This is a genomic window from Actinomadura sp. NPDC047616 (assembly GCF_040642915.1).
Lineage (GTDB): Bacteria > Actinomycetota > Actinomycetes > Streptosporangiales > Streptosporangiaceae > Spirillospora > Spirillospora miaoliensis.
The window spans coordinates 923,811-942,685 of sequence record NZ_JBEYTB010000001.1 but is presented as its reverse complement, the minus strand read 5'-3'; the positions used below and the strand labels follow the sequence as shown (position 1 = coordinate 942,685).

Sequence of the window (18,875 nt, the reverse complement as noted above, 5' to 3'; positions counted from 1 at the left end):
CCCCTCCCGCCCCGGCCCCCAAAGTCCCTTAACTCCACCGCGCCCCGCCGGCCCCCCCACCCCCCCGCGCCGGGCGGCCGCGGCCGCGTACTCCCCGATCCCCCGATCGGTCAGCGAAGCGCGTTCTCCTTGCCGAGGAGCGCGGCGAGGGCGCGGGCCTCGTCCGCGTCCAGGCCCAGCACCACGCGGGGACGCCCCCACGGATGGTCGATCGAGTGGGCCACGTAGCTGGCGACGGACTCCGACACCTGCTCGGCCAGCCCGCGCGCATGCCGCCACTGCGCCCACGCGCGTTCCAGCTCGCTCGCCGCGCGCTGCGCGCACGACACCAATTCCGGATCACGCACGGCGTGAACCCCCCTGGGTGAACGATCCTTGCCCGTGTTCCTCGGCGGACCCTCCTGCCGGCCGCGGGTCCGGCCGGAGCAGCGGTTCCCCACCTCCGACCCGCCGAACGGTGCCACCCATTAACCCGTCCGTGACGCCCGTCGGCCGGGTGATTACGGCAGGCTTTCCCGTCGCATTAGCAACGCCTAGCGAACCCATGGCCTGCCGGACGCGCGCCGCCCCACCGGGCACGCGCGAGTCCGGCCCGGCGCGCCGGGGCGACGGCGCACCGGGCCGGACGGCCCTGCGTCACGCCCCGGCGGGGACGGGCCCCGTCGTGGAGCGGACCACCAGATGGGGGACGACCAGGTTCTGCCGGGCCACCCGGGTGGGGTCCTCGATCCGGGCGGTGAGCAGCTCGGCCGCCACCCGGCCCATGTCGCGGCGCGGCTGGTCGACACTGGTCAGCGAGATGTGCCGGATCGCCGCCAGGTGCGTGTTGTCGTACCCGACGATCGAGACCTGCTCGGGCACCGGCATCTCCAGCTCGTCGGCGGCCGACAGCACACCGGTCGCCACCAGGTCGTTGGGCGCGAAGATGGCGGTCGGGCGCGGGTCGCGCGACAGCAGCGCGCGGGCGGCCAGGTAACCGCCCTCCTCGGTGAAGTCGCCCGGCTCCACCATGATCTGCTCGCCGAGGCCGTGCCGCCGCATGGCCTTCTCGTACCCGGCGCGGCGGTAGCGGGCCGTGGTGGAACGCGCGCCCTCGATGTGGGCGATGCGCCGGTGCCCCAGCTCCACCAGGTGGTCGACGGCCAGGCTGGCGCCCAGCTCGTCGTCGTCCACCACGATGTCCACGCCGCTGACGTCGCGTTCGCCGACCACCACCACCGGGACGCTGGCGGCGGCCTCCTTCAGCGACTCGGGCACGACGCTGAGCAGCACCAGGCCGTCCACCCGCATCTCCAGGAACGCCTCGACCGCCTCGGCCTCGAACAGCGGGTCCCAGCGGCCGCTGCCGACCAGCATGCGCAGGCCCTCGCCGTGCAGGGTCTCCTGGAGCCCGTCGAGGAACTCGGCGAAGAACGGGTTGTGCAGGTCGGCCACGATGGCGCCGATCAGCCTGGTACGGCCCTCCACCAGGCTGCGGGCCACGGCGTTGGGCCGGTAGCCGAGCTCGCGCGCCGCCTGCAGCACGGCCTGCCGGCGCCGCTCGCTGACGTGCGGCGACCCGCGCATGACCAGCGACACCAGCGACTTGGACACGCCCGCGCGCTCGGCGACGTTGCGGATGGTGGGCTTGGGCGCGTTCGGGGCGGGCGGCACCGCGCGTCCCCCGGCCGCGCGTCCCCCGCCCGCGCGGCCCCGGCGGACGTCGGCGGACGGTCCGCCGTCGCGTGGCGGCGGCACCTGGCCGCCCGGCCGCCGCGGCGACCTGCCGCTGCGCGACGCCGGAGGCTCTCCGCCGGGCGGCGCCGGGAACTCGCCGTACCGCGGCGCCGGCCTCTCGTTGCGCGGGGCTTTTCCTTCACCAGCTGACATGGCACTCCGTCCAGGGGGCCTGCAGGACCTGCCGCCACGGCGCCCCAGAGCCCGCGCGGGGGTCGGTGCGCGGGGGTCGGTGCGCCTTCCTCACTCGGGAGGAGATGCCATGATGCCTCGCCTTCGCCCGATATCGTCGCAACAGTGAGTAACGGGCCGCCGCCAATGGCAGTTCGGGGCTGTGGTGTTCCGGATCACACCTTCGCGGCCGCCCAGGTCGGGGCCTTCGCACGGCACCGAACCGGCCGTCGCGCTCGGATACGCTGCCCGGGTGGCAGAACACGCGGTGACCGACGCGGAGACGCGCACCGAGCGTCCCCGGCGCAGCCGGCGCAGGCTCAGCGTCGACGAGCGCAGGGACGAGCTGATCGAGGCGGCGCTCGGACTGTTCAGCACGCGGCCCCCCGAGGACGTGTCCATCGACGACGTCGCGGTGGCCGCGGGCGCCTCCCGGGCACTGGTGTACCACTACTTCGGCGGCAAGCAGGAGCTGTACGTGGCGGCGCTCACCAGCGCGGCGCGGCAGCTGTCGGTACTGCTGGAGCCGCCCACCGAGGGCAGGCCGCTGGAGCGGCTGCGCATCTCCCTCAAGCGCTACTTCGACTTCGTGGAGGATCACGCGGCGGGCTTCACGGCGCTGCTGCGCGGCGGCCCGGCCGACCGCTCCGGCGAGGTCGGCGAGATCGTGGACAACGTCCGCCAGCTGCTGCTCGGCCGCATCCTGCACACCGTCGGCATCGAGGACCCCGGCCCGGTGCTGCGCATCACCCTGCGGTCCTGGATGGCCGCCGTCGAGACGGCCGGGCTGGACTGGCTGGAGCACCGCGACATCGAGCGCGCCGAGCTGGAGCACCTGCTGGTGGACCAGTGGATCGTCATGCTGCGCGCCGCGGGACGGCACGACCCGGTCACCGGCGAGCTGTTCGACCGCCTGTCCCAGGAAGAACTCGACCCGGACCGCTGACCCCCCGGTCGCCGGTCTCTGCGTGCGCGCACGCGCATGACGCGATATGGCGTGAACGGTGAGTTGGCCCAGGACCACGTCTTTCGTGGCCCTGGGCCTCGCCCAGGGGACCCCTGAACAGACCACTCGGCTGTTCAGCGGCCTCCTGGCCGCCCCCCACTGTTTGTGCTGTGTGCGTCCGGCGGGCGGTACGAACCGTAGGGAGACCCCCACGGCCACGGTCAGCCGTGGCCGTCGCGGGAGACGCGCCCCCGCGCCGTCGGCTCACCGCCACCGCTGCGGGGGAAGCCCCCCGCCTCCCCAGGTCGACCGCTACCGTCGCGGGGTACCTTCCCCCGCACCCCCGGCCCCGGTCGACGCAGGGGCCCGCCGATCGGAACGTGCTACTCCGAACGCTGCTGCGGGATTCCCGCCAGCAGCGCCCGCACCTCAGCCTCGCGGTAGCGCCGGTGTCCCCCCAGGGTGCGGATGGAGGTCAACTTTCCGGCCTTCGCCCACCGCGTAACGGTCTTGGGGTCGACGCGGAACATCGTCGCCACCTCTGCCGGCGTCAGCAGGGGCTCGGCCTCTGGCGTACGTGCTGACATGTGTGCGGCCTCTCCTCCGTGGACCGATGACAGCGATCCTGCGATTGAACCTCGCGGTCACTGATGTCCCCTATGGCCCGAAAGAGCCACTATGACATCACAACGTGTAACCTTGCCACCACTCAACGCAACAAGCAAGTTCCTGGCGGTAGTTGCGTGGGAACATCCCCGCGGAGACGGGTCGCGATGCGCGCACGGCGGCAGCTGGGTCACGCTGCGTGATTCTAGCGACACGTATAGTCGTATCGCGCGCGGATTCGGGAAATTTGTTCAGTTCGCCGATTCAAGGGCCCGTACGGGGCGCCAGCGGTCGAGCAGGCGCGTGGACATCGCCACCGCCAGCTCCACCTCACCGCGCTCCAGGGCGGCCAGCGCCACGGCGGTCTCGGCCACCGACGCGTCGGCGCGCAGCCATCGGTCGTCCAGCAGGTGAACCAGACCGCCATAATCCAGTTCCACCAGGGAACGAGGATGGAACCCCGACAGCCATCTGCCCAGTTCCTCCAGCCGTCCGGCGCCCAGCGTGACCGGCTCGCCGCCGTCGCCGTCGCCGAGACGCGTGCGGACGATCCGCAGCGACTCCTCCACCCGGCGGCGGGCCTCGGCCATCGCCGTCACGTAGATGAGGGTACGCGCCGTCGCCGCCGTCGTCGGTCCGCAACCGGCGTGTTCCGTCGTCGCGGGGGCGGATTTTCCCTTACCGGACGTGCCGTCCCCGAGCAGCAGGCACCGCTCGCCCGAGGCGAACGGCACGAACCACGTGAGCGGCACATGCCAGGTGCTGGTCAGGATGTGCGGCCGCAGGGTGCGCCCGGCCCGCTTCCAGCGTTCGTAGTCGCGCTCCACGCGCTCGGTGACGACGGGCGGAGCGAACATCGGCACCAGGCGGGCGTGGGTCTGCTCCCGGAAACGCTCGTAGGCCAGCCATGACCGCAGGCGCGTCCCCCAGGGGCAGATGTAGAGGGCGTCGCCGGCCCGCCGCACGTAGGCGTCCTGGCTCTCCAGCTCGGGGGCGACCTCCGGGGGGTCGGCCGCCAGGCGGTGCAACGCCTCCAGATGCTCGACCCCGAGGGCGCGGATCCGTTTGGGGCGCCGCCTGGACTCGGCGTAGGCGGTCCACAGCGTCCGCGCGGGCTCGGGGAAGGCGGTCACCGGCTCATATACCCGTAGGTACGCGGCGTATGGCAGCACCACCGCATCGTGACACGAGCCACACCGAACCGCTGGCACCAGCACGCCACCGAGATCGGCGCGTTACGTGAACCCGCCAGGCGGGAGAGGCCGCACAGGGCCGCGACCGGTCCTAATCTGATCTCAAGACAGAGAGGAGGGCACTACCGTGCCTAATGTCTTCGGGACGCCCCACAAGGGCGCAGAACCCCGCCACGAGCAGGTCGTCTTCTGCCAGGACGAGGCCAGCGGCCTGCGCGCGATCATCGCGATCTACTCCACCGCGCTCGGCCCGGCGCTGGGCGGCACCCGCTTCTACCCGTACCGGACCGAGGACGAGGCGCTGGCCGACGTGCTCAACCTGTCCCGGGGCATGGCGTACAAGAACGCCCTGGCCGGGCTGGACCACGGCGGCGGCAAGGCGGTGATCATCGGCGACCCGGCCGTCGACAAGACCGAGGCGCTGCTGCGCGCGTACGGCCGGTTCGTGCAGTCGCTGAACGGCCGCTACTACACCGCCTGCGACGTGGGCACCTACAGCGAGGACATGGACGTGGTGGCCCGCGAGTCGCGCTTCGTGACCGGGCGGACCGTGGCCAACGGCGGCGCGGGCGACTCGTCCGTCCTGACCGCCTACGGGGTGTTCCAGGGCATGCGCGCCGCCGCCGAGACGGTCTGGGGCTCCCCCACGCTGCGCGGCCGGCGGGTGGGCGTCGAGGGCGTCGGCAAGGTGGGCCACCGGCTGGTGGAGCACCTGCGCGAGGACGGCGCCGAGGTGGTGATCTGCGACGTCAGCGAGGCGGCGGTCGAACGGGTCCGGGCCCGGCACCCCGAGGTGGAGGTCGTCGCCGACAACGACGCCCTGATCCACACCGACCTGGACGTGTACGCCCCCTGCGCCCTGGGCGGCTCGCTCGACGACGACACCGTGCCCGTCCTCACCGCCAAGATCGTCTGCGGGGCGGCCAACAACCAGCTGGCCCACCCGGGGATCGAGAAGCGGCTGGCCGACCGCGACGTGCTGTACGCCCCCGACTACGTGGTCAACTCCGGCGGCGTGATCCAGGTCGCCGACGAGATCGGCGGCTTCGACTTCGAACGTGCCAAGTCCCGCGCCTCGGGCATCTACGAGACCACCAAGCGGATCTTCGCGCTGGCCGCGGACGAGGGCGTGCCCCCCGCCGCGGCGGCCGACCGTCTCGCCGAGCGCCGCATGTCCGAGATCGGCCGACTGCGCGGCATCCTCCTCTGACCCCTCCCCCGACGGACTTCGGCCGACCTGCCCGGTACGCCCCGGGCAGGTCGCCCTTCCGCGACGACGCCGTCGCACCGGGCAGCACCACGCGACCGGACGACCCCCGCCTTCGGAACCGGCAGGTTGCGGTTCGGTGGTGGCGTGTCGGCTTGGATCGGTGAACTCGCAACCACCGGATACACTGGAGTTCGCCGTTAGGGGCGTGCGCCACGTACCGACGATGTACCGAGCCGGGCGCAAAACGGGTACGGTTGTACCCGTGACTGACGCATGGCTCATCAGGCACCGGTTCGTGTGTAGGACGCGCGCGTTGATGGGCCCACATAAGCCCTGACCATCGAGGGGGTCGAGCCAATGGGTCGCGGCCGAGCCAAGGCCAAGCAGGTGAAGGTTGCCCGGCAGCTCAAGTACCGGACCGGCAACACGGACCTCGACCGCCTGAAGAGCGAGCTGGGAGTGTCCGACTCCCCCGGCGACGACTCCTACGACTACGACGAGCTCGCCGAGAGGTACGCCGACTACGCCGACGACTACGGGACCGAGGACCGCAAGGACGGCACCTCCGCCCGTTGATCTTTGACACTACGCCACCGCCCGACGATCTCGCGGGCGGTGGCGTTGTTTTTTACCCGCGGTTCCCGCTCGTCCGGCGCTAGCCGTCCAGGGCCTGCCGGACACCGGGCTCGGGCCCGCCCAGCACGGCCGGGTCGGGGCGGGCCGCCAGCGTGACCACGGCCTTCAGCATCGCCAGCGGCTCGCGCGCGTAACCGAACGTCGTCGCCGGCGGGCGCGCGGCCATGCTGTCGTCGCCGACGCCCCACGCGTCCAGGCCGGCGGCCCGGCACAGCGCCACGGCGCGCGGCAGGTGGAAGTTCTGGGTGACGACCGTCACACGCTCCACCCCGAAGACCCGCCTGGCGCGGACGCAGGAGGCCCAGGTGTCGAGCCCGGCGAAGTCGCGGACGATCCTGCGTTCCGGGACGCCGAGGGCCACCAGGTGGTCGCGCATCGCGGTCGGCTCGTCGTAGCCGTGGGTCCGGTTGTCGCCTGACACCAGCAGCACCCGCACCTTGCCCCGCCGGTACAGGTCGGCGGCCAGTTCCAGGCGCCGGGCCAGCAGCGTCGTCGGCCGGCCGTCCTGGATCCCCGCCCCCAGCACCAGCGCGACCGGCGTCCGCGGGACGTCGCCGGGCCCGGCGCGGTGGCCGCCGGTCGCCGCGTAGGCCCAGGCGAGCGGCGCCAGCACCGCGTAGGCCGCCAGCCCGGCCAGCACCGCCAGCGGCGCACGCCACCGAAGCACTCTCACCTTGATCACACCAGGTGTGACGACCACCGCCCGCCCCGGGGTTCGCCTCCCGGCCACGCCGGAAGCCCCCGAGGTGCCGGGGCGCGATGACGGCGTCAGGAGAGGTGGACGGTGCCGGTGCCGGGGACGATCTCGCCGAGCACCCAGGCGGGCACGTCGCGTCCGGCCAGCAGTTCCAGCGCGGCGTCGGCCCGGTCGGGCGCCACGATCGCGACCATGCCGACGCCCAGGTTGAAGGTCTTGTCCATCTCGGCGTCGGGGACCCGGCCGTGCGCCCGCAGCACCTCGAAGATCGGCGGGACCGTCCAGGACGAGCGGCTCAGCACCGCGTCGGCCGTGCCGGGCAGCGACCGCGCCAGGTTGCCCGCCAGGCCGCCGCCGGTGATGTGGGCGAACGCCCGCACGGCACCGGACCTGGCCAGCGCCAGGCAGTCCTGGGCGTAGATGCGGGTGGGGGTGAGCAGCTCCTGGCCGAGGGGGCGGTCGAGCTCGGCGGGCGTCGCGTCCAGGGTCAGCCCGGTGGTGGCGAGGATGTGCCGGACGAGCGAGTACCCGTTGGCGTGGATGCCGGACGACGCCAGGCCCAGCACCACGTCCCCCGGACGGACACGGTCGGGGCCGAGCAGCTCGTCGGCCTCCACCACGCCGGTGGCGGCGCCCGCGATGTCGAACTCGTCCGGTTCCAGCAGGCCGGGGTGCTCGGCGGTCTCCCCGCCGACCAGGGCGCATCCGGCCAGCGCGCAGGCGTCGGCGATGCCGCCGACGATGTCGGCGATCCGCTCCGGGACGACCTTGCCGCAGGCGACGTAGTCGGTCATGAACAGCGGCTCGGCCCCGCACACCGCCAGGTCGTCGACCACCATGCCGACCAGGTCGTGGCCGACGGTGTCGTAGACGCCCAGGCGGCGGGCCAGGTCGACCTTGGTGCCGACGCCGTCGGTGGACGTGGCCAGCAGGGGCCTGCGGTACCGGGCCAGCGCCGAGGCGTCGAACAGCCCGGCGAACCCGCTGGCGTCGTCCACGACCTCCGGCCGCCGCGACCGCGCCACGCGCGCCTTCATCAGCTCGACGGCCCGCTCACCGGCCGCGATGTCGACCCCGGCCGCCTCGTAGGAGGTGCTCATCTTTCCCCTCGATCGTCGCGCTCTGGACAGGTCACGAGCGGGACGGCTCCAGCAGGTGCTTGCCGCGGGCGTCCTCGTCGACGGGGATGGGGTAGACCCCGTCGAAGCAGGCACGGCACAGCCGGTCCTTCGGAACCTGCGACGAGGCGATCAGCGCGTCCAGCGAGATGTAGCCCAGGCTGTCGGCGCCGATGGAGTCGCGGATCTCCTCGACCGACAGGTTCCCGGCGATCAGCTCGGCGCGGGTGGCGAAGTCGATGCCGTAGAAGCACGGCCAGGCCACCGGCGGGCTGGAGATCCGCACGTGCACCTCGGCGGCGCCCGCGTCCCGCAGCATCGCCACGATCGCCCGCTGGGTGTTGCCGCGGACGATCGAGTCGTCCACCACCACCAGGCGCTTGCCCTCGATGGCCTCGCGCAGCGGGTTCAGCTTGAGCCGGATGCCGAGCTGGCGGATGGTCTGGGACGGCTGGATGAAGGTCCGGCCGACGTAGGAGTTCTTGACCAGGCCCTGGCCGTAGGGGATCCCGGACGCCTCGGCGTACCCGATCGCCGCCGGGGTGCCCGACTCGGGCGTCGGGATGACCAGGTCGGCCTCCACGGGGTGCTCACGGGCCAGCCGGCGGCCCACCTCGACCCGGGTGGCCTGCACGCTGCGCCCGGCGATCGTGGTGTCGGGCCGCGCCAGGTAGACGTACTCGAACAGGCAGCCCTTGGGCCGCGGCTCGGCGAACCGCTCGGACCGCACCCCTTCCCCGTCGATCGCGACCAGCTCGCCGGGCTCGATCTCGCGGACGAACGCGGCGCCGACGATGTCCAGGGCGGCGGTCTCGGAGGCCACCACCCAGCCGCCGAGGTCCTCCAGGCGGCCGAGCACCAGCGGCCGGACGCCCTCGGGGTCGCGCGCGGCGTACAGCGTCTGCTCGTCCATGAAGACCAGCGAGTACGCGCCCCGGGCGTCCGGCAGGAGCTGCCGGGCCGCGCCGACCGGGTCGCTTCCGTCGGCCAGCGTGCCGTGCGTGGCCAGCAGCGCCGTCAGCACCTCGGTGTCGGTGGTGGCGGTCAGGACGCCGGGCTCCAGCCGCGCGGCCAGCTCCGGCGTGTTGATCAGGTTGCCGTTGTGCGCCAGCGCCAGCCCTCCGGCCTCGGTGGACCGGAACGTCGGCTGGGCGTTCTCCCACGTCGGCGAGCCCGTCGTGGAGTAACGGCAGTGCCCGACGGCGATGTGGCCGCGCAGCGTGTTGAGCACCGACTCGTCGAAGACCTGCGACACCAGGCCCATGTCCTTGAACACCACGATCCGCGACCCGTCGCTGACCGCGATGCCGGCCGACTCCTGCCCGCGGTGCTGCAGCGCGTACAGCCCGTAGTAGGCGAGCTTGCTCACCTCCGCACGGGCCGCCGAATCCGGGCGCACCCAGACACCGAACACCCCGCAGGCGTCCTGGGGGGAGCGGTCGAGGGGATCGATGTCGTGGCTCAGACGTCCATCACCGAGAGGCACCCAGACAGTCTAGATGCCCAACTCCCCTGCTCCCATCAGCACATCTCCTTAACCGACCTTTACCTGTCGGGGCGGCGTGGGGAGGGGTGGGCGCGGAAATCTGGTGGTCGACACCGGGGGAGGAAGCGCAGATGACGATGCCGGGCTACCAGACGTTCTCGCCGCCGACCGCGCCGTCCGGGCGTGGGGGCATGGCCGTCGCGTCGCTGGTGCTCGGGATCGCCGGGCTGCCCGCGCTGGTGCTGTGCGGGCTCGGGGTGCCGATGGCGCTGGTCGGGATGGTGCTCGGGATCATCGCGGCGGCCCGTGGGGGGCGGCGGGCGACGGCCGTGGCGGGCGTGGTGTGCTCGACGCTGACGCTGGCGATCGGCGGGGTGGCGGTCTTCTTCCTGCTGACCAAGGCCGCCGAGTGCGCCGACGAGGGCCGTTACCCCGACGACGTGGCCCGGCGGCAGTGCGTCGAGCGCGAGTTCCCGTTCGCCGAGCCGCGGCCCTGAAGGCTCATTCGGGGAGCGGGAGGAGACCGGACAGGTCGGCGCGGGGGCCGCTGGCCCGGACGCGGCCGGAGTCGACGGCGGCCGTCCAGGTCAGGCTGCCGGTGGCCAGGGCGATCAAGGTGGGCGCGTCCATCTCGACCACATTTGGGGGGGTTCCCCGGGTATGGTGCGGCCCGGCGACGCACTGCACGGCGGCGTAGGGCGGGACCCGGACCTCGACGGAGCGTCCGGGGGCGAGCTCGGCGAGCCGGTCGAGCAGTTCCCGCACGGCGCCGCGCAGGACCGGCCGGGCCGGTTCGGCGCCCGCGGCGTGCGCGGCCAGCGCGGTGTCGAGCGCGGCGCGGCGCAGGTCGGCGGGGTCGTCGCCGCCGGTGTGGGGAGGCAGACCGAGGGCGGCGCGCTGCTCGTCGAGGACGTCCCGGGTGAGCTGTTGTCGCGGCATCGGGACCGACGCTACCGGGTCGCCGGCCGGGGCCGCGATGCGGACTTGGGCCCGCGGACGCCCGCAACCCGGTAAAAATGTGACGGTTTGTCGAGTGGCGGTTTGTCGATACGAGGCGGTACGGATCACGGCACGGCGGACGCGGGGGCGCGGACCGGGGCGGCGCCCCGGACGGCGGACGGAGCAGGAGACGGGGGGCATGCCGGGGCGAGGCCCGGCGCGACGACACGGAGGTTCGCAAGATGGCCGAGGCGCTGCCCCTGCAGCCCGGTGATCCGCGACGAATCGGCGGCCACGAGATCATCGGCCGGCTGGGCGTGGGCGAGCAGGGCACGGTGTTCCTCGGCCGGGACGCGGCCGGGCGCTCCGTCGCGGTGAAGCTGCTGCACCTGCGGCTGAGCGGGGAGCCGGCGGCCCGGTCGCGGTTCACCGGCGCGCTGGCGCCGGCGCGGCGGGTGACGGGCCCGTGCACCGCGGCGATCCTGGACGCCGACGTCGAGGGCGACCGCCCGTTCGTGGTCGGCGAGTTCGTGGACGGCCCGTCGCTGCAGCAGCTGGTCGAGGAGGAGGGGCCGCGCGCCGGCGCGGTGATGGAGCGGCTGGCCGCGGGCATCATGATCGCGGTCGCGGCGGCGCACCGGGCCGGGGCGGCGCACCACGACCTCAAGCCGCGCAACGTGCTGCTGGGCCGGGACGGCCCGATGGTGACGGACCTGGGCGTGACCCGCGCGCTGGAGGCGGTGTGCGCGACGCCGACCGGCCGGGTCAGCGACGATCCTGCGTACAAGGCGCCCGAGCAGCTCAGCGGCATCGGCATCGGACCGGCCGCGGACGTGTTCGCCTGGGCCGTCACGCTGCTGTTCGCGGCCTCGGGCGCGTCGCCGTTCGGGGAGGGCTCGCCGTCGGAGGTCATGCAGCGGGTCGTGTACGACGACCCGGACCTGTCGGCGCTGCCCGGATCGCTGCGGGACGTGGTCGCCGACGCGCTGGCCAAGGACCCGGAGAGCCGTCCCGCCGCCACGGAGATCCTCGATCGGCTGCTGGGCGAGAGCGGAACGTTGACGTCCCGGATGCCGCCCTCGCTGGTGTCCGAGGCGCGGGAGCTGCTGCGCGCGCCCCTGCCGTCCGTGGTCACCTCGCCTGAGGTGCTTCCCCTGCAGCTGCCGCCTCCCACGGAGGCCCCCACGGCCGTGCAGCCGCCACCCCCTGCGGCCGTGCCACCACCGCCCCCTGCGGCCGTGCCACCACCGCCTCCCGCGGCCGTGCAGCCGCCGCCTCCTGTGGCGCCTGAGGCGGTGCCGGCGGGGTTCGGTGCTGTTGGGGGCGCCGCCGTGCACGTGCCGGTGCGGGACGACTTCGGCGGGGACGCGACGCAGGCGCTGCCGCCCCTGGCCGCCATCCCGGCGCCGTCGTCCGTCGAGGACACGGCGACGGACATGACCGCGCCCACGCCCCACCTGATCCCCGGCCTGGAGCCGCAGGACGACGACCAGCACGACGCGAAGCACAACCCCACGGCGATCCTGCGGCTGGAGCCCGAGCCGGAGCGTCCGTCACTGGCCTCGCGCCTGCCCAGGCTGCCGGGAGGGCGGTCGCTGCCGCGTCCGAGCAACCATGTGCTGGGCGTGGCGCTGTCGCTGGTCATCGGCGTGCTGGTGGGCATCGCGATCATCGCGCTGGTGCTGTGGCCGCAGTTCCGCGGCGACTCGGCGGAGGACCCGCAGCGGGCCGATCCGGCGGCCCGCGCCGCCGACGACCGTCCGGTCACCGCGATTCCGCCGGCGTTCGCGGGCGCCTGGCGGGGAACGGCGATCAACGCGTCGCGCGGAGCGCAGTTCCCGATCGAGGTGAACTTCGAGGCCGGGGCGACGTCCGCCCGCGCCTTCTACCCGCGGGAACGCTGCTCGGGGACGCTGACGCTGACGCAGGGCACCAACCGGACGCTGCGCATGGCGCTGACCATCGCCAAGCCGTGCACCAGCGGAAACGTGCAGATCACCCGGCAGCAGGACGGCACGTTGCAGTACGTGTGGACGAGCCCGAGCGGTAAGGCGACCTATCACGCCCGTCTCGCCCGGGGGTGAGAGCAGGAAAATCGCCGTGCGCACCGGCTGACCAGTTTCAGCCTAATTACCGGTTTTTTCGGTGAATTACAGGGCGTTCTCCAATAAAGTACCGGCTTGTCGACGCGCCCCGATCTTGGCCACGGGGGCCACGGGCGCGTCGCAGGCAAAGGAGACCCGGTGCGCCCTGTCCCCCCACGAAGATTTCTCGTCACCGGTGCGGTCACGGCCGGTCTGGTCGTCGTCGCCGCGCCGCTCTCCCTGGCCGCCGTCCCCGATCCCGTCCGGGTTCAGGTCACGGCCGCGCAGGGCACCCCCGTTCCGGGCAAGTACATCGTCACGCTCAAGGACGGCACCTCGGCGGCCACCACCGCCGGCCAGGTGAACGCGGGGTCGGTCCAGCGGTTCGGGGGCGCGCTCAACGGCTTCGCCGCCAAGCTCAGCGCCGCGCAGCTGGACAAGCTGCGCCGCAACCGCAACGTCGTCGCGATCGAGCAGGACCAGATCTACCGGGCCAGCACCACGCAGAACTCCCCCACGTGGGGCCTGGACCGCATCGACCAGCGCAAGCTGCCGCTGTCGAAGTCCTATTACTACAAGAACACCGGCAGCGGCGTGAACGCCTACGTCATCGACACCGGGATCGCCTGGTCGCACCCGCAGTTCGAGGGCCGCGCCAAGTCGGTCTGGAAGGCCCCGGCCTTCTCCGACGGCTGGGACTGCAACGGGCACGGCACCCACGTGGCGGGCACGATCGGGTCCAAGACCTACGGGGTGGCCAAGAAGGTCAACCTGCGGTCGCTGCGCGTGCTGGACTGCGAGGGCTTCGGCGAGCTGTCCGACGTCATCGCCGCCGTCGACTGGACGCGGAAGAACGCCGTCAAGCCCGCGGTCGCCAACCTGTCCCTGGGCGGCCCCAAGTCCACCGCGCTCAACACCGCCATGACGAACCTGTCCAAGTCGGGCGTCTTCGTCGCCGTCGCGGCGGGCAACGAGAACCAGAACGCCTGCAACACCTCCCCGGCCAGCGCCGGCTGGGTGCAGGCGGTCGGCGCGACCACCATCTACGACAACCGCGCCACCTTCTCCAACTACGGGTCCTGCGTGGACATCTTCGCGCCCGGCTACGGCATCAAGTCGACGTGGCCCGGCGGCGGCACGGCGTCGCTGTCCGGCACGTCCATGGCGTCCCCGCACGTCGCCGGGGCGGCGGCGCTGTACCTGCAGTCGCACCGCGGCGCCACGTTCCCGACCGTGCAGAAGTGGCTGAACGACAACTCCACCAAGAGCCGCCTCAAGCGCATCCCGAGCGGCACGCCCAACCGGCTGCTCTACAAGGGCACCGCTTGACCGTCGCAGTACCGCGGCTTGGGACCCCTGCCCGCCCGGGCAGGGGTCCCGCTGCGCGTGCCGCCGACGCGCTACGCTGCGGGGCGGCGGTCCGTCTTGTCTCGCAGTCCCGGCCATCCCAGGTTTCCCTTGGGTCTAATCTTGGCCAAGAACCGACCGGTTCCTTACAGTAGCCTTCGCCCACTGGGGTGGGCATGATCGCAAACCGATCGGCAGGCTGGCCGAGCCAGCCGAATCCCGCGGCCGTACTACGGCACGGGAACCGGGGACCCAAACGCCGGGCGGCCAGCCAGGTCACGTCGGCACCGGGGTGAATTCGCGGCCCCGCCGCGATAGGGCGGACTCCCGGCCCGAACCCGTCAGCTAACCCGGTAGGCGTCACAGGAGAGGAGACGACGTGGAGAGCCCGAGCTCCACCCGCCCCCGTCATGCCGCGCGGACGCGGCGCCCCGTCTTGGCTCTCGCCGTCGCCGCGGCGGCCGTCTTGGTGACGTCGGCGGGCACGGCGCCCGCCCAGGCGGACCCGGGTGACACCGGCCGGATGAGCAAGCTGAACAGGCAGATCGCCCAGCTCGACAAGGCGTACGGCGGCGACCTGGCCAAGCTCAAGGACGCCCAGTACGGCATCCAGAAGGCCCAGCAGAAGCAGCGCCTGCTCCAGCGGGACCTCGACGGCGCGCGCACCCTGGTGGCGCAGATGGCCGCCTCCCAGTACATGACGGGCACCACCGACCCGGCCGTGGCGGTGCTGGCCAGCGACGACCCCGACAACGTGCTCAACAACGCCAGCCTGGCCAGCCACGTGGCGTCCAACCAGGCCGCCAAGGTGCGCCAGATCGAGCAGCTGGTGACCGAGCAGAAGAAGGCGCGCGAGGAGTACCAGAAGAAGGTCGACGAGCTGGAGAAGGACATCGCGGAACTGCGCTCGCAGAAGCGCAAGGTCCAGGCGATGATCAAGAAGTTCAAGCCCGAGTCCCCCAGCTCCGGGATGGGCGGGGTCACCCCCCGCATGCTGAAGGTCAAGAACACCATCGACATCGAGTTCGGCCCGTTCCCGATCATCGGCTGCGTGCGGATGACCGGCGACCCGCAGGACCACGCCACCGGGCGCGCCTGCGACTTCATGGTCAGCACCGGCGGCACGATGCCGTCGTCGAGCGGCAAGTCCCTCGGCGACCGCACGGCCGAGTACGCCGTCGCCAACGCCAACCGCCTGGGCATCAAGTACGTGATCTGGCGGCAGCGCATCTACGACATGCGCAGCCCCGGCTGGCGCACCATGGAGAACCGCGGCGGCGTCACCGCCAACCACTACGACCACGTCCACATCTCGGTGTTCTAGGGGAGCCCGGCCTGTCCACTCACATGGGGTTCCACTGTTCGCACTGCGGACGGCACCACGACGAACTGCCGATGGCCTTCGCCGCACCGGCCCCGGACTACTGGGCCCCCGAGTTCGCGGCCGACCCCGCCAGCGAGCTGACCTCCGACACCTGTGTGATCAAAGGTCAGGCGTTCTTCGTCCACGGGCTGATCGAGATCCCCGTGGTCGACAGCGGCGAGATCTTCAGCTGGGGCGTCTGGGTGTCGCTCAGCCAGGACAACTTCACCCGCGCCCTGAAGCTCTGGGACACCCCGGGCAGGGAGGGCGAGCCCGCCTACTTCGGCTGGCTGTCCACGGAACTGACGCTCTACTCCCCCACGACGATCAATCTCAGGACCAACCTGCACACCCGCCCGGTCGGCGAACGCCCGTCCATCGAGCTGGAACCCACCGACCACCCGTTGGCGGTCGAGCAGCGCTCGGGGATCACGCGGGCCCGCGTTCAGCAGATCGCCGAGACCCTGCTCCACCCCGAAGCAAGGTAACCGCAACAACCCGCCGCCGGACGGACGTTCCGAGCACAAGAGACGGCGAAGGCCGCCGTCCGCTCGCGGCGGGCCGGCGGCCTTCTCGGGTGTGACGGTCAGTCGTTGGCGTAGCTGGGGACGATGTGCTCGTGCGTCTCGCGCAGTTCGGCGAGCGGGATGGAGAACAGCTCCTGCGGCTGCCCGTCGGCCCCCCGCGCGGAGATGTGGAGCGAATCGCCGCCCGTGACGCCGAGCTGGGTGACCGGGACCCCGGCGGCCTCGCACAGCGCCGCCAGGCGGCCCTCGGAGCCCGGACGGACGGCCACCACGGCGCGGGCCACCGACTCGCTGAACAGCGACACGAACGGGTCGCCGGGCAGCGTGATCTGGGCGCCCAGGCCGCCGCGCAGGCACGACTCCACCAGCGCCTGCGACAGGCCGCCGTCGGACAGGTCGTGCGCCGCCGACAGCAGGCCCTCACGGGCCGCCGCGACCAGCACCGAGGCCAGCGCGACCTCCGCGGGCAGGTCGACCTTGGGCGGCAGACCGCCCAGGTGCCCGTAGACGACGTGCGCCCACTCCGAGCCGCCGAACTCCTCGCGGGTCTGGCCCAGCAGCGCCAGCGTGGCGCCCTCGCTGCTGAACGCGATGCCGACGCGGCGCCGCACGTCGTCGTGCACGCCCAGCACGCCCACGACCGGCGTCGGGTTGATCGGCGTGGTGCCGGTCTGGTTGTAGAAGCTGACGTTGCCGCCGGTGACCGGGGTGCCCAGGTAGCGGCAGGCGTCCGCCAGCCCCTCGACGGCGCGGGCGAACTGCCACATCACGCCCGGGTCCTCGGGGGAACCGAAGTTCAGGCAGTTGGTGACCGCGAGCGGGCGGGCGCCGGTGGCGGCGACGTTGCGGTACGCCTCCGACAGGGCCAGCTGCGCGCCCGAGTACGGGTCGAGGCGGGTGTAGCGGCCGTTGCCGTCCAGCGACAGGGCGATGCCCAGGCCCGACTCGTCGTCCACCCGCAGCACGCCGGCGTCCTCGGGCATGGCCAGGACGGTGTTGCCCAGCACGTACCGGTCGTACTGCGAGGTCACCCACGTCTTGCTCGCCAGGTTCGGCGACCCGGCGAGCCACAGCACGGTGCGGCGCAGCTCGTCGGCGGTGGACGGGCGGGTCAGCCGTCCCGGGGTGTCGGACTGCAGCGCGGCCAGGTCCGCCGGGGGCTCGTACGGCCGCTGGTAGACCGGGCCCTCGTCGGCGGCGGTGCCCGGCGGAATGTCGACGATCTTCTCGCCGCGCCAGGTCATCACCAGCCGGCCGGTGTCGGTGACCGCGCCGATCACGGTGGCGGGGATCTCCCACTTGGCGCAGATCTCCAGGAACCGGTCGACCTTCGCGGGCTCGACCACCGCCATCATGCGCTCCTGCGACTCGCTCATGAGGATCTCCTCAGGGCGCAGGGTCGCGTCGCGCAGCGGGACGGAGTCCAGCTCGACGTGCATGCCGCCGGTGCCCGCGGCCGCCAGCTCGGTGGTGGCGCACGACACCCCGGCCGCGCCGAGGTCCTGGATGCCGACCACCAGGTCCTCGCGGAACAGCTCCTGGCAGCACTCGATCAGCAGCTTCTCCATGAACGGGTCGCCGACCTGCACGCTGGGCCGCTTGGCCTGCGACTCCTCGTCGAAGGTGGCCGAGGCCAGCACCGAGGCGCCGCCGATGCCGTCGGGCCCGGTGCCCGCGCCGAACAGGATCACCCGGTTGCCCGGGCCGGGCGCGACGGCCCGCTTGATGTCCTCGTGCTTCATCACGCCCACGCACAGGGCGTTGACGAGGGGGTTCTGCGCGTAGCAGGGGTCGAAGACGGTCTCGCCGCCGATGTTGGGCAGGCCGAGGGAGTTGCCGTAGCCGCCGATCCCGGCCACCACGCCGGGCAGCACCCGCTGGGTGTCGGGGGCGTCGGCGGGCCCGAACCGCAGCGAGTCCATGACCGCGACCGGCCGGGCGCCCATCGACATGATGTCGCGGACGATGCCGCCGACGCCGGTCGCCGCGCCCTGGTACGGCTCGACGTAGGACGGGTGGTTGTGCGACTCGACCTTGAACGTCACCGCCCAGCCGTGGCCGATGTCGACCACGCCCGCGTTCTCGCCCATGCCGACCAGCAGCGCGTCGCTCTCGGGCGCCTTCTCGCCGAACTGGCGCAGGTGCACCTTGGAGCTCTTGTAGGAGCAGTGCTCGCTCCACATCACCGAGTAGATCGCCAGCTCGGCGGAGGTGGGACGGCGGCCGAGGATCTCGCGGACCCGCCGGTACTCCTCCTCCTTCATGCCCAGCTCGGCGAACGGCTGCGGCCGGTCGGGGGTGGCCGCGGCGATCTCGACGGTGTCGGTGACGGGCTCGTCCGGCGGGGTCATCTCGGTGGCCAGCTTGGGCCGCGTCGGGCCGGCGAGGCCGGGCTGCGGGCCGGTCGTCTCGGCGGTCTCGACCGTCGGGACGGCCTCGGCGTACTGGAAGGGCTCGTCCTGCTCGTACGCCCGCTGCTCGCCGGGGACGGCGCGGTCCGGCGCGGTCCGCTCGGGCGACGGCTGCTCGGCGGCCAGCGCCCTGGCGAACGCCGCGGCCGCGTCCTGCGTCACCGCGACCTGCGGCGGCCCGGCCGGCACGGCGGGCTGCGGGCCGGTCGGGAACTCGCCGCCGACCGCGGGCTGCGGCCCGGTCGAAGGGCCGTCCTGGACGACCGGCTGCGGACCCGTGCCGGGCCCCTCCGGCGCGACGACCGGCTGCGGCCCACTGTCGACGGCGGGCAGCGGCCCCGTGGGCGGCCCCTGCGGCACCGGCGGCTGCGGGGCAACGTCCGGGCCGGGCTCCGCGCCCACGGCGGGCAGCGGCCCCGTGGGCG

17 protein-coding genes and 1 riboswitch are annotated in these 18,875 nt (G+C 72.9%); of the genes, 8 read left to right on the top strand and 9 right to left on the bottom strand.

Going from position 1 to position 18,875, the window contains the following annotated elements:
• Positions 1 to 110: 110 nt before the first annotated feature.
• Positions 111 to 347 carry a hypothetical protein gene (locus ABZ801_RS04475; protein ID WP_285497459.1) on the bottom strand — a complete coding sequence of 79 codons (237 nt, stop codon included), beginning with the start codon at positions 345 to 347 and terminating at the stop codon, positions 111 to 113.
• Between the two features lie 289 nt (positions 348 to 636).
• The gene (locus ABZ801_RS04470) at positions 637 to 1,869 is read right to left on the bottom strand and encodes a LacI family DNA-binding transcriptional regulator (protein ID WP_360692650.1); all 1,233 of its coding nucleotides are present in this window, start codon (positions 1,867 to 1,869) and stop codon (positions 637 to 639) included.
• Between the two features lie 271 nt (positions 1,870 to 2,140).
• On the opposite strand from ABZ801_RS04470, the gene ABZ801_RS04465 reads away from it, so the two are divergent.
• Positions 2,141 to 2,833: a TetR/AcrR family transcriptional regulator gene (locus ABZ801_RS04465; protein ID WP_360692647.1), complete on the top strand. Its 693-nt coding sequence runs from the start codon at positions 2,141 to 2,143 to the stop codon at positions 2,831 to 2,833.
• Between the two features lie 383 nt (positions 2,834 to 3,216).
• Here the strand turns inward: ABZ801_RS04465 and bldC are convergent, their stop codons facing one another.
• Positions 3,217 to 3,420, bottom strand: a complete 204-nt coding sequence (bldC, locus tag ABZ801_RS04460; protein WP_012850682.1) for a developmental transcriptional regulator BldC — start codon at positions 3,418 to 3,420, stop codon at positions 3,217 to 3,219.
• A gap of 270 nt (positions 3,421 to 3,690) precedes the next feature.
• The gene (locus ABZ801_RS04455; RefSeq protein WP_360692644.1) at positions 3,691 to 4,611 is read right to left on the bottom strand and encodes a hypothetical protein; all 921 of its coding nucleotides are present in this window, start codon (positions 4,609 to 4,611) and stop codon (positions 3,691 to 3,693) included.
• Positions 4,612 to 4,759: 148 nt separating this feature from the next.
• Here ABZ801_RS04455 and ABZ801_RS04450 point away from each other — a divergent pair, with 148 nt between their 5' ends.
• On the top strand, positions 4,760 to 5,842 hold the full coding sequence (locus ABZ801_RS04450) for a Glu/Leu/Phe/Val dehydrogenase dimerization domain-containing protein (RefSeq protein ID WP_360692641.1): 1,083 nt from the start codon (positions 4,760 to 4,762) through the stop codon (positions 5,840 to 5,842).
• A gap of 357 nt (positions 5,843 to 6,199) precedes the next feature.
• Entirely contained in the window at positions 6,200 to 6,418 is a 219-nt protein-coding gene (locus ABZ801_RS04445; protein ID WP_360692638.1) for a DUF3073 domain-containing protein, read from the top strand.
• 79 nt (positions 6,419 to 6,497) lie between these two features.
• On the opposite strand, the gene ABZ801_RS04440 is transcribed toward ABZ801_RS04445, so the two are convergent.
• The 3 genes from ABZ801_RS04440 to purF form a co-directional block, all read right to left on the bottom strand.
• Positions 6,498 to 7,145: an ElyC/SanA/YdcF family protein gene (locus tag ABZ801_RS04440; protein WP_360692635.1), complete on the bottom strand. Its 648-nt coding sequence runs from the start codon at positions 7,143 to 7,145 to the stop codon at positions 6,498 to 6,500.
• Positions 7,146 to 7,246: 101 nt separating this feature from the next.
• Positions 7,247 to 8,275 carry a phosphoribosylformylglycinamidine cyclo-ligase gene (gene purM / locus ABZ801_RS04435; RefSeq protein WP_360692632.1) on the bottom strand — a complete coding sequence of 343 codons (1,029 nt, stop codon included), beginning with the start codon at positions 8,273 to 8,275 and terminating at the stop codon, positions 7,247 to 7,249.
• A gap of 31 nt (positions 8,276 to 8,306) precedes the next feature.
• Complete coding sequence (purF, locus tag ABZ801_RS04430) at positions 8,307 to 9,779, bottom strand: amidophosphoribosyltransferase (protein ID WP_344944194.1); 1,473 nt, start codon at positions 9,777 to 9,779, stop codon at positions 8,307 to 8,309.
• A 131-nt stretch (positions 9,780 to 9,910) separates the two neighbouring features.
• On the opposite strand from purF, the gene ABZ801_RS04425 reads away from it, so the two are divergent.
• Positions 9,911 to 10,276: a DUF4190 domain-containing protein gene (locus ABZ801_RS04425; protein ID WP_344944150.1), complete on the top strand. Its 366-nt coding sequence runs from the start codon at positions 9,911 to 9,913 to the stop codon at positions 10,274 to 10,276.
• Positions 10,277 to 10,280: 4 nt separating this feature from the next.
• On the opposite strand, the gene ABZ801_RS04420 is transcribed toward ABZ801_RS04425, so the two are convergent.
• A complete protein-coding gene (locus ABZ801_RS04420; RefSeq protein WP_360692628.1) occupies positions 10,281 to 10,718 on the bottom strand; it encodes a sterol carrier family protein in 438 nt (145 codons plus the stop codon).
• A 242-nt stretch (positions 10,719 to 10,960) separates the two neighbouring features.
• On the opposite strand from ABZ801_RS04420, the gene ABZ801_RS04415 reads away from it, so the two are divergent.
• The 4 genes from ABZ801_RS04415 (at position 10,961) to ABZ801_RS04400 (ending at position 16,000) form a co-directional block, all read left to right on the top strand.
• A complete protein-coding gene (locus ABZ801_RS04415) occupies positions 10,961 to 12,802 on the top strand; it encodes a serine/threonine-protein kinase (RefSeq protein WP_360692625.1) in 1,842 nt (613 codons plus the stop codon).
• A gap of 159 nt (positions 12,803 to 12,961) precedes the next feature.
• Entirely contained in the window at positions 12,962 to 14,131 is a 1,170-nt protein-coding gene (locus ABZ801_RS04410) for a S8 family peptidase (RefSeq protein WP_360692622.1), read from the top strand.
• Positions 14,132 to 14,349: 218 nt separating this feature from the next.
• Positions 14,350 to 14,525, top strand: a riboswitch (cyclic di-AMP (ydaO/yuaA leader).
• A 3-nt stretch (positions 14,526 to 14,528) separates the two neighbouring features.
• Positions 14,529 to 15,473 carry a hypothetical protein gene (locus ABZ801_RS04405; protein WP_360692619.1) on the top strand — a complete coding sequence of 315 codons (945 nt, stop codon included), beginning with the start codon at positions 14,529 to 14,531 and terminating at the stop codon, positions 15,471 to 15,473.
• Positions 15,474 to 15,496: 23 nt separating this feature from the next.
• Positions 15,497 to 16,000 carry a DUF2199 domain-containing protein gene (locus ABZ801_RS04400; RefSeq protein ID WP_360692616.1) on the top strand — a complete coding sequence of 168 codons (504 nt, stop codon included), beginning with the start codon at positions 15,497 to 15,499 and terminating at the stop codon, positions 15,998 to 16,000.
• Between the two features lie 98 nt (positions 16,001 to 16,098).
• Here ABZ801_RS04400 and purL read toward each other — a convergent pair whose 3' ends face one another.
• Positions 16,099 to 18,390, bottom strand: a complete 2,292-nt coding sequence (gene purL, locus ABZ801_RS04395; RefSeq protein WP_360692715.1) for a phosphoribosylformylglycinamidine synthase subunit PurL — start codon at positions 18,388 to 18,390, stop codon at positions 16,099 to 16,101.
• Positions 18,391 to 18,875: the final 485 nt, after the last annotated feature.

Bases quoted from the DNA above. Each gene is read 5' to 3' on its own strand.
- ABZ801_RS04470 (WP_360692650.1), bottom strand. From the start codon at position 1,869: ATGTCAGCTGGTGAAGGAAAAGCCCCGCGCAACGAGAGGCCGGCGCCG.
- bldC (WP_012850682.1), bottom strand. From the start codon at position 3,420: ATGTCAGCACGTACGCCAGAGGCCGAGCCCCTGCTGACGCCGGCAGAG.
- ABZ801_RS04445 (WP_360692638.1), top strand. From the start codon at position 6,200: ATGGGTCGCGGCCGAGCCAAGGCCAAGCAGGTGAAGGTTGCCCGGCAG.
- purM (WP_360692632.1), bottom strand. From the start codon at position 8,275: ATGAGCACCTCCTACGAGGCGGCCGGGGTCGACATCGCGGCCGGTGAG.
- ABZ801_RS04425 (WP_344944150.1), top strand. From the start codon at position 9,911: ATGACGATGCCGGGCTACCAGACGTTCTCGCCGCCGACCGCGCCGTCC.
- ABZ801_RS04420 (WP_360692628.1), bottom strand. From the start codon at position 10,718: ATGCCGCGACAACAGCTCACCCGGGACGTCCTCGACGAGCAGCGCGCC.
- ABZ801_RS04415 (WP_360692625.1), top strand. From the start codon at position 10,961: ATGGCCGAGGCGCTGCCCCTGCAGCCCGGTGATCCGCGACGAATCGGC.
- ABZ801_RS04400 (WP_360692616.1), top strand. From the start codon at position 15,497: ATGGGGTTCCACTGTTCGCACTGCGGACGGCACCACGACGAACTGCCG.
- purL (WP_360692715.1), bottom strand. From the start codon at position 18,390: ATGACCCCGCCGGACGAGCCCGTCACCGACACCGTCGAGATCGCCGCG.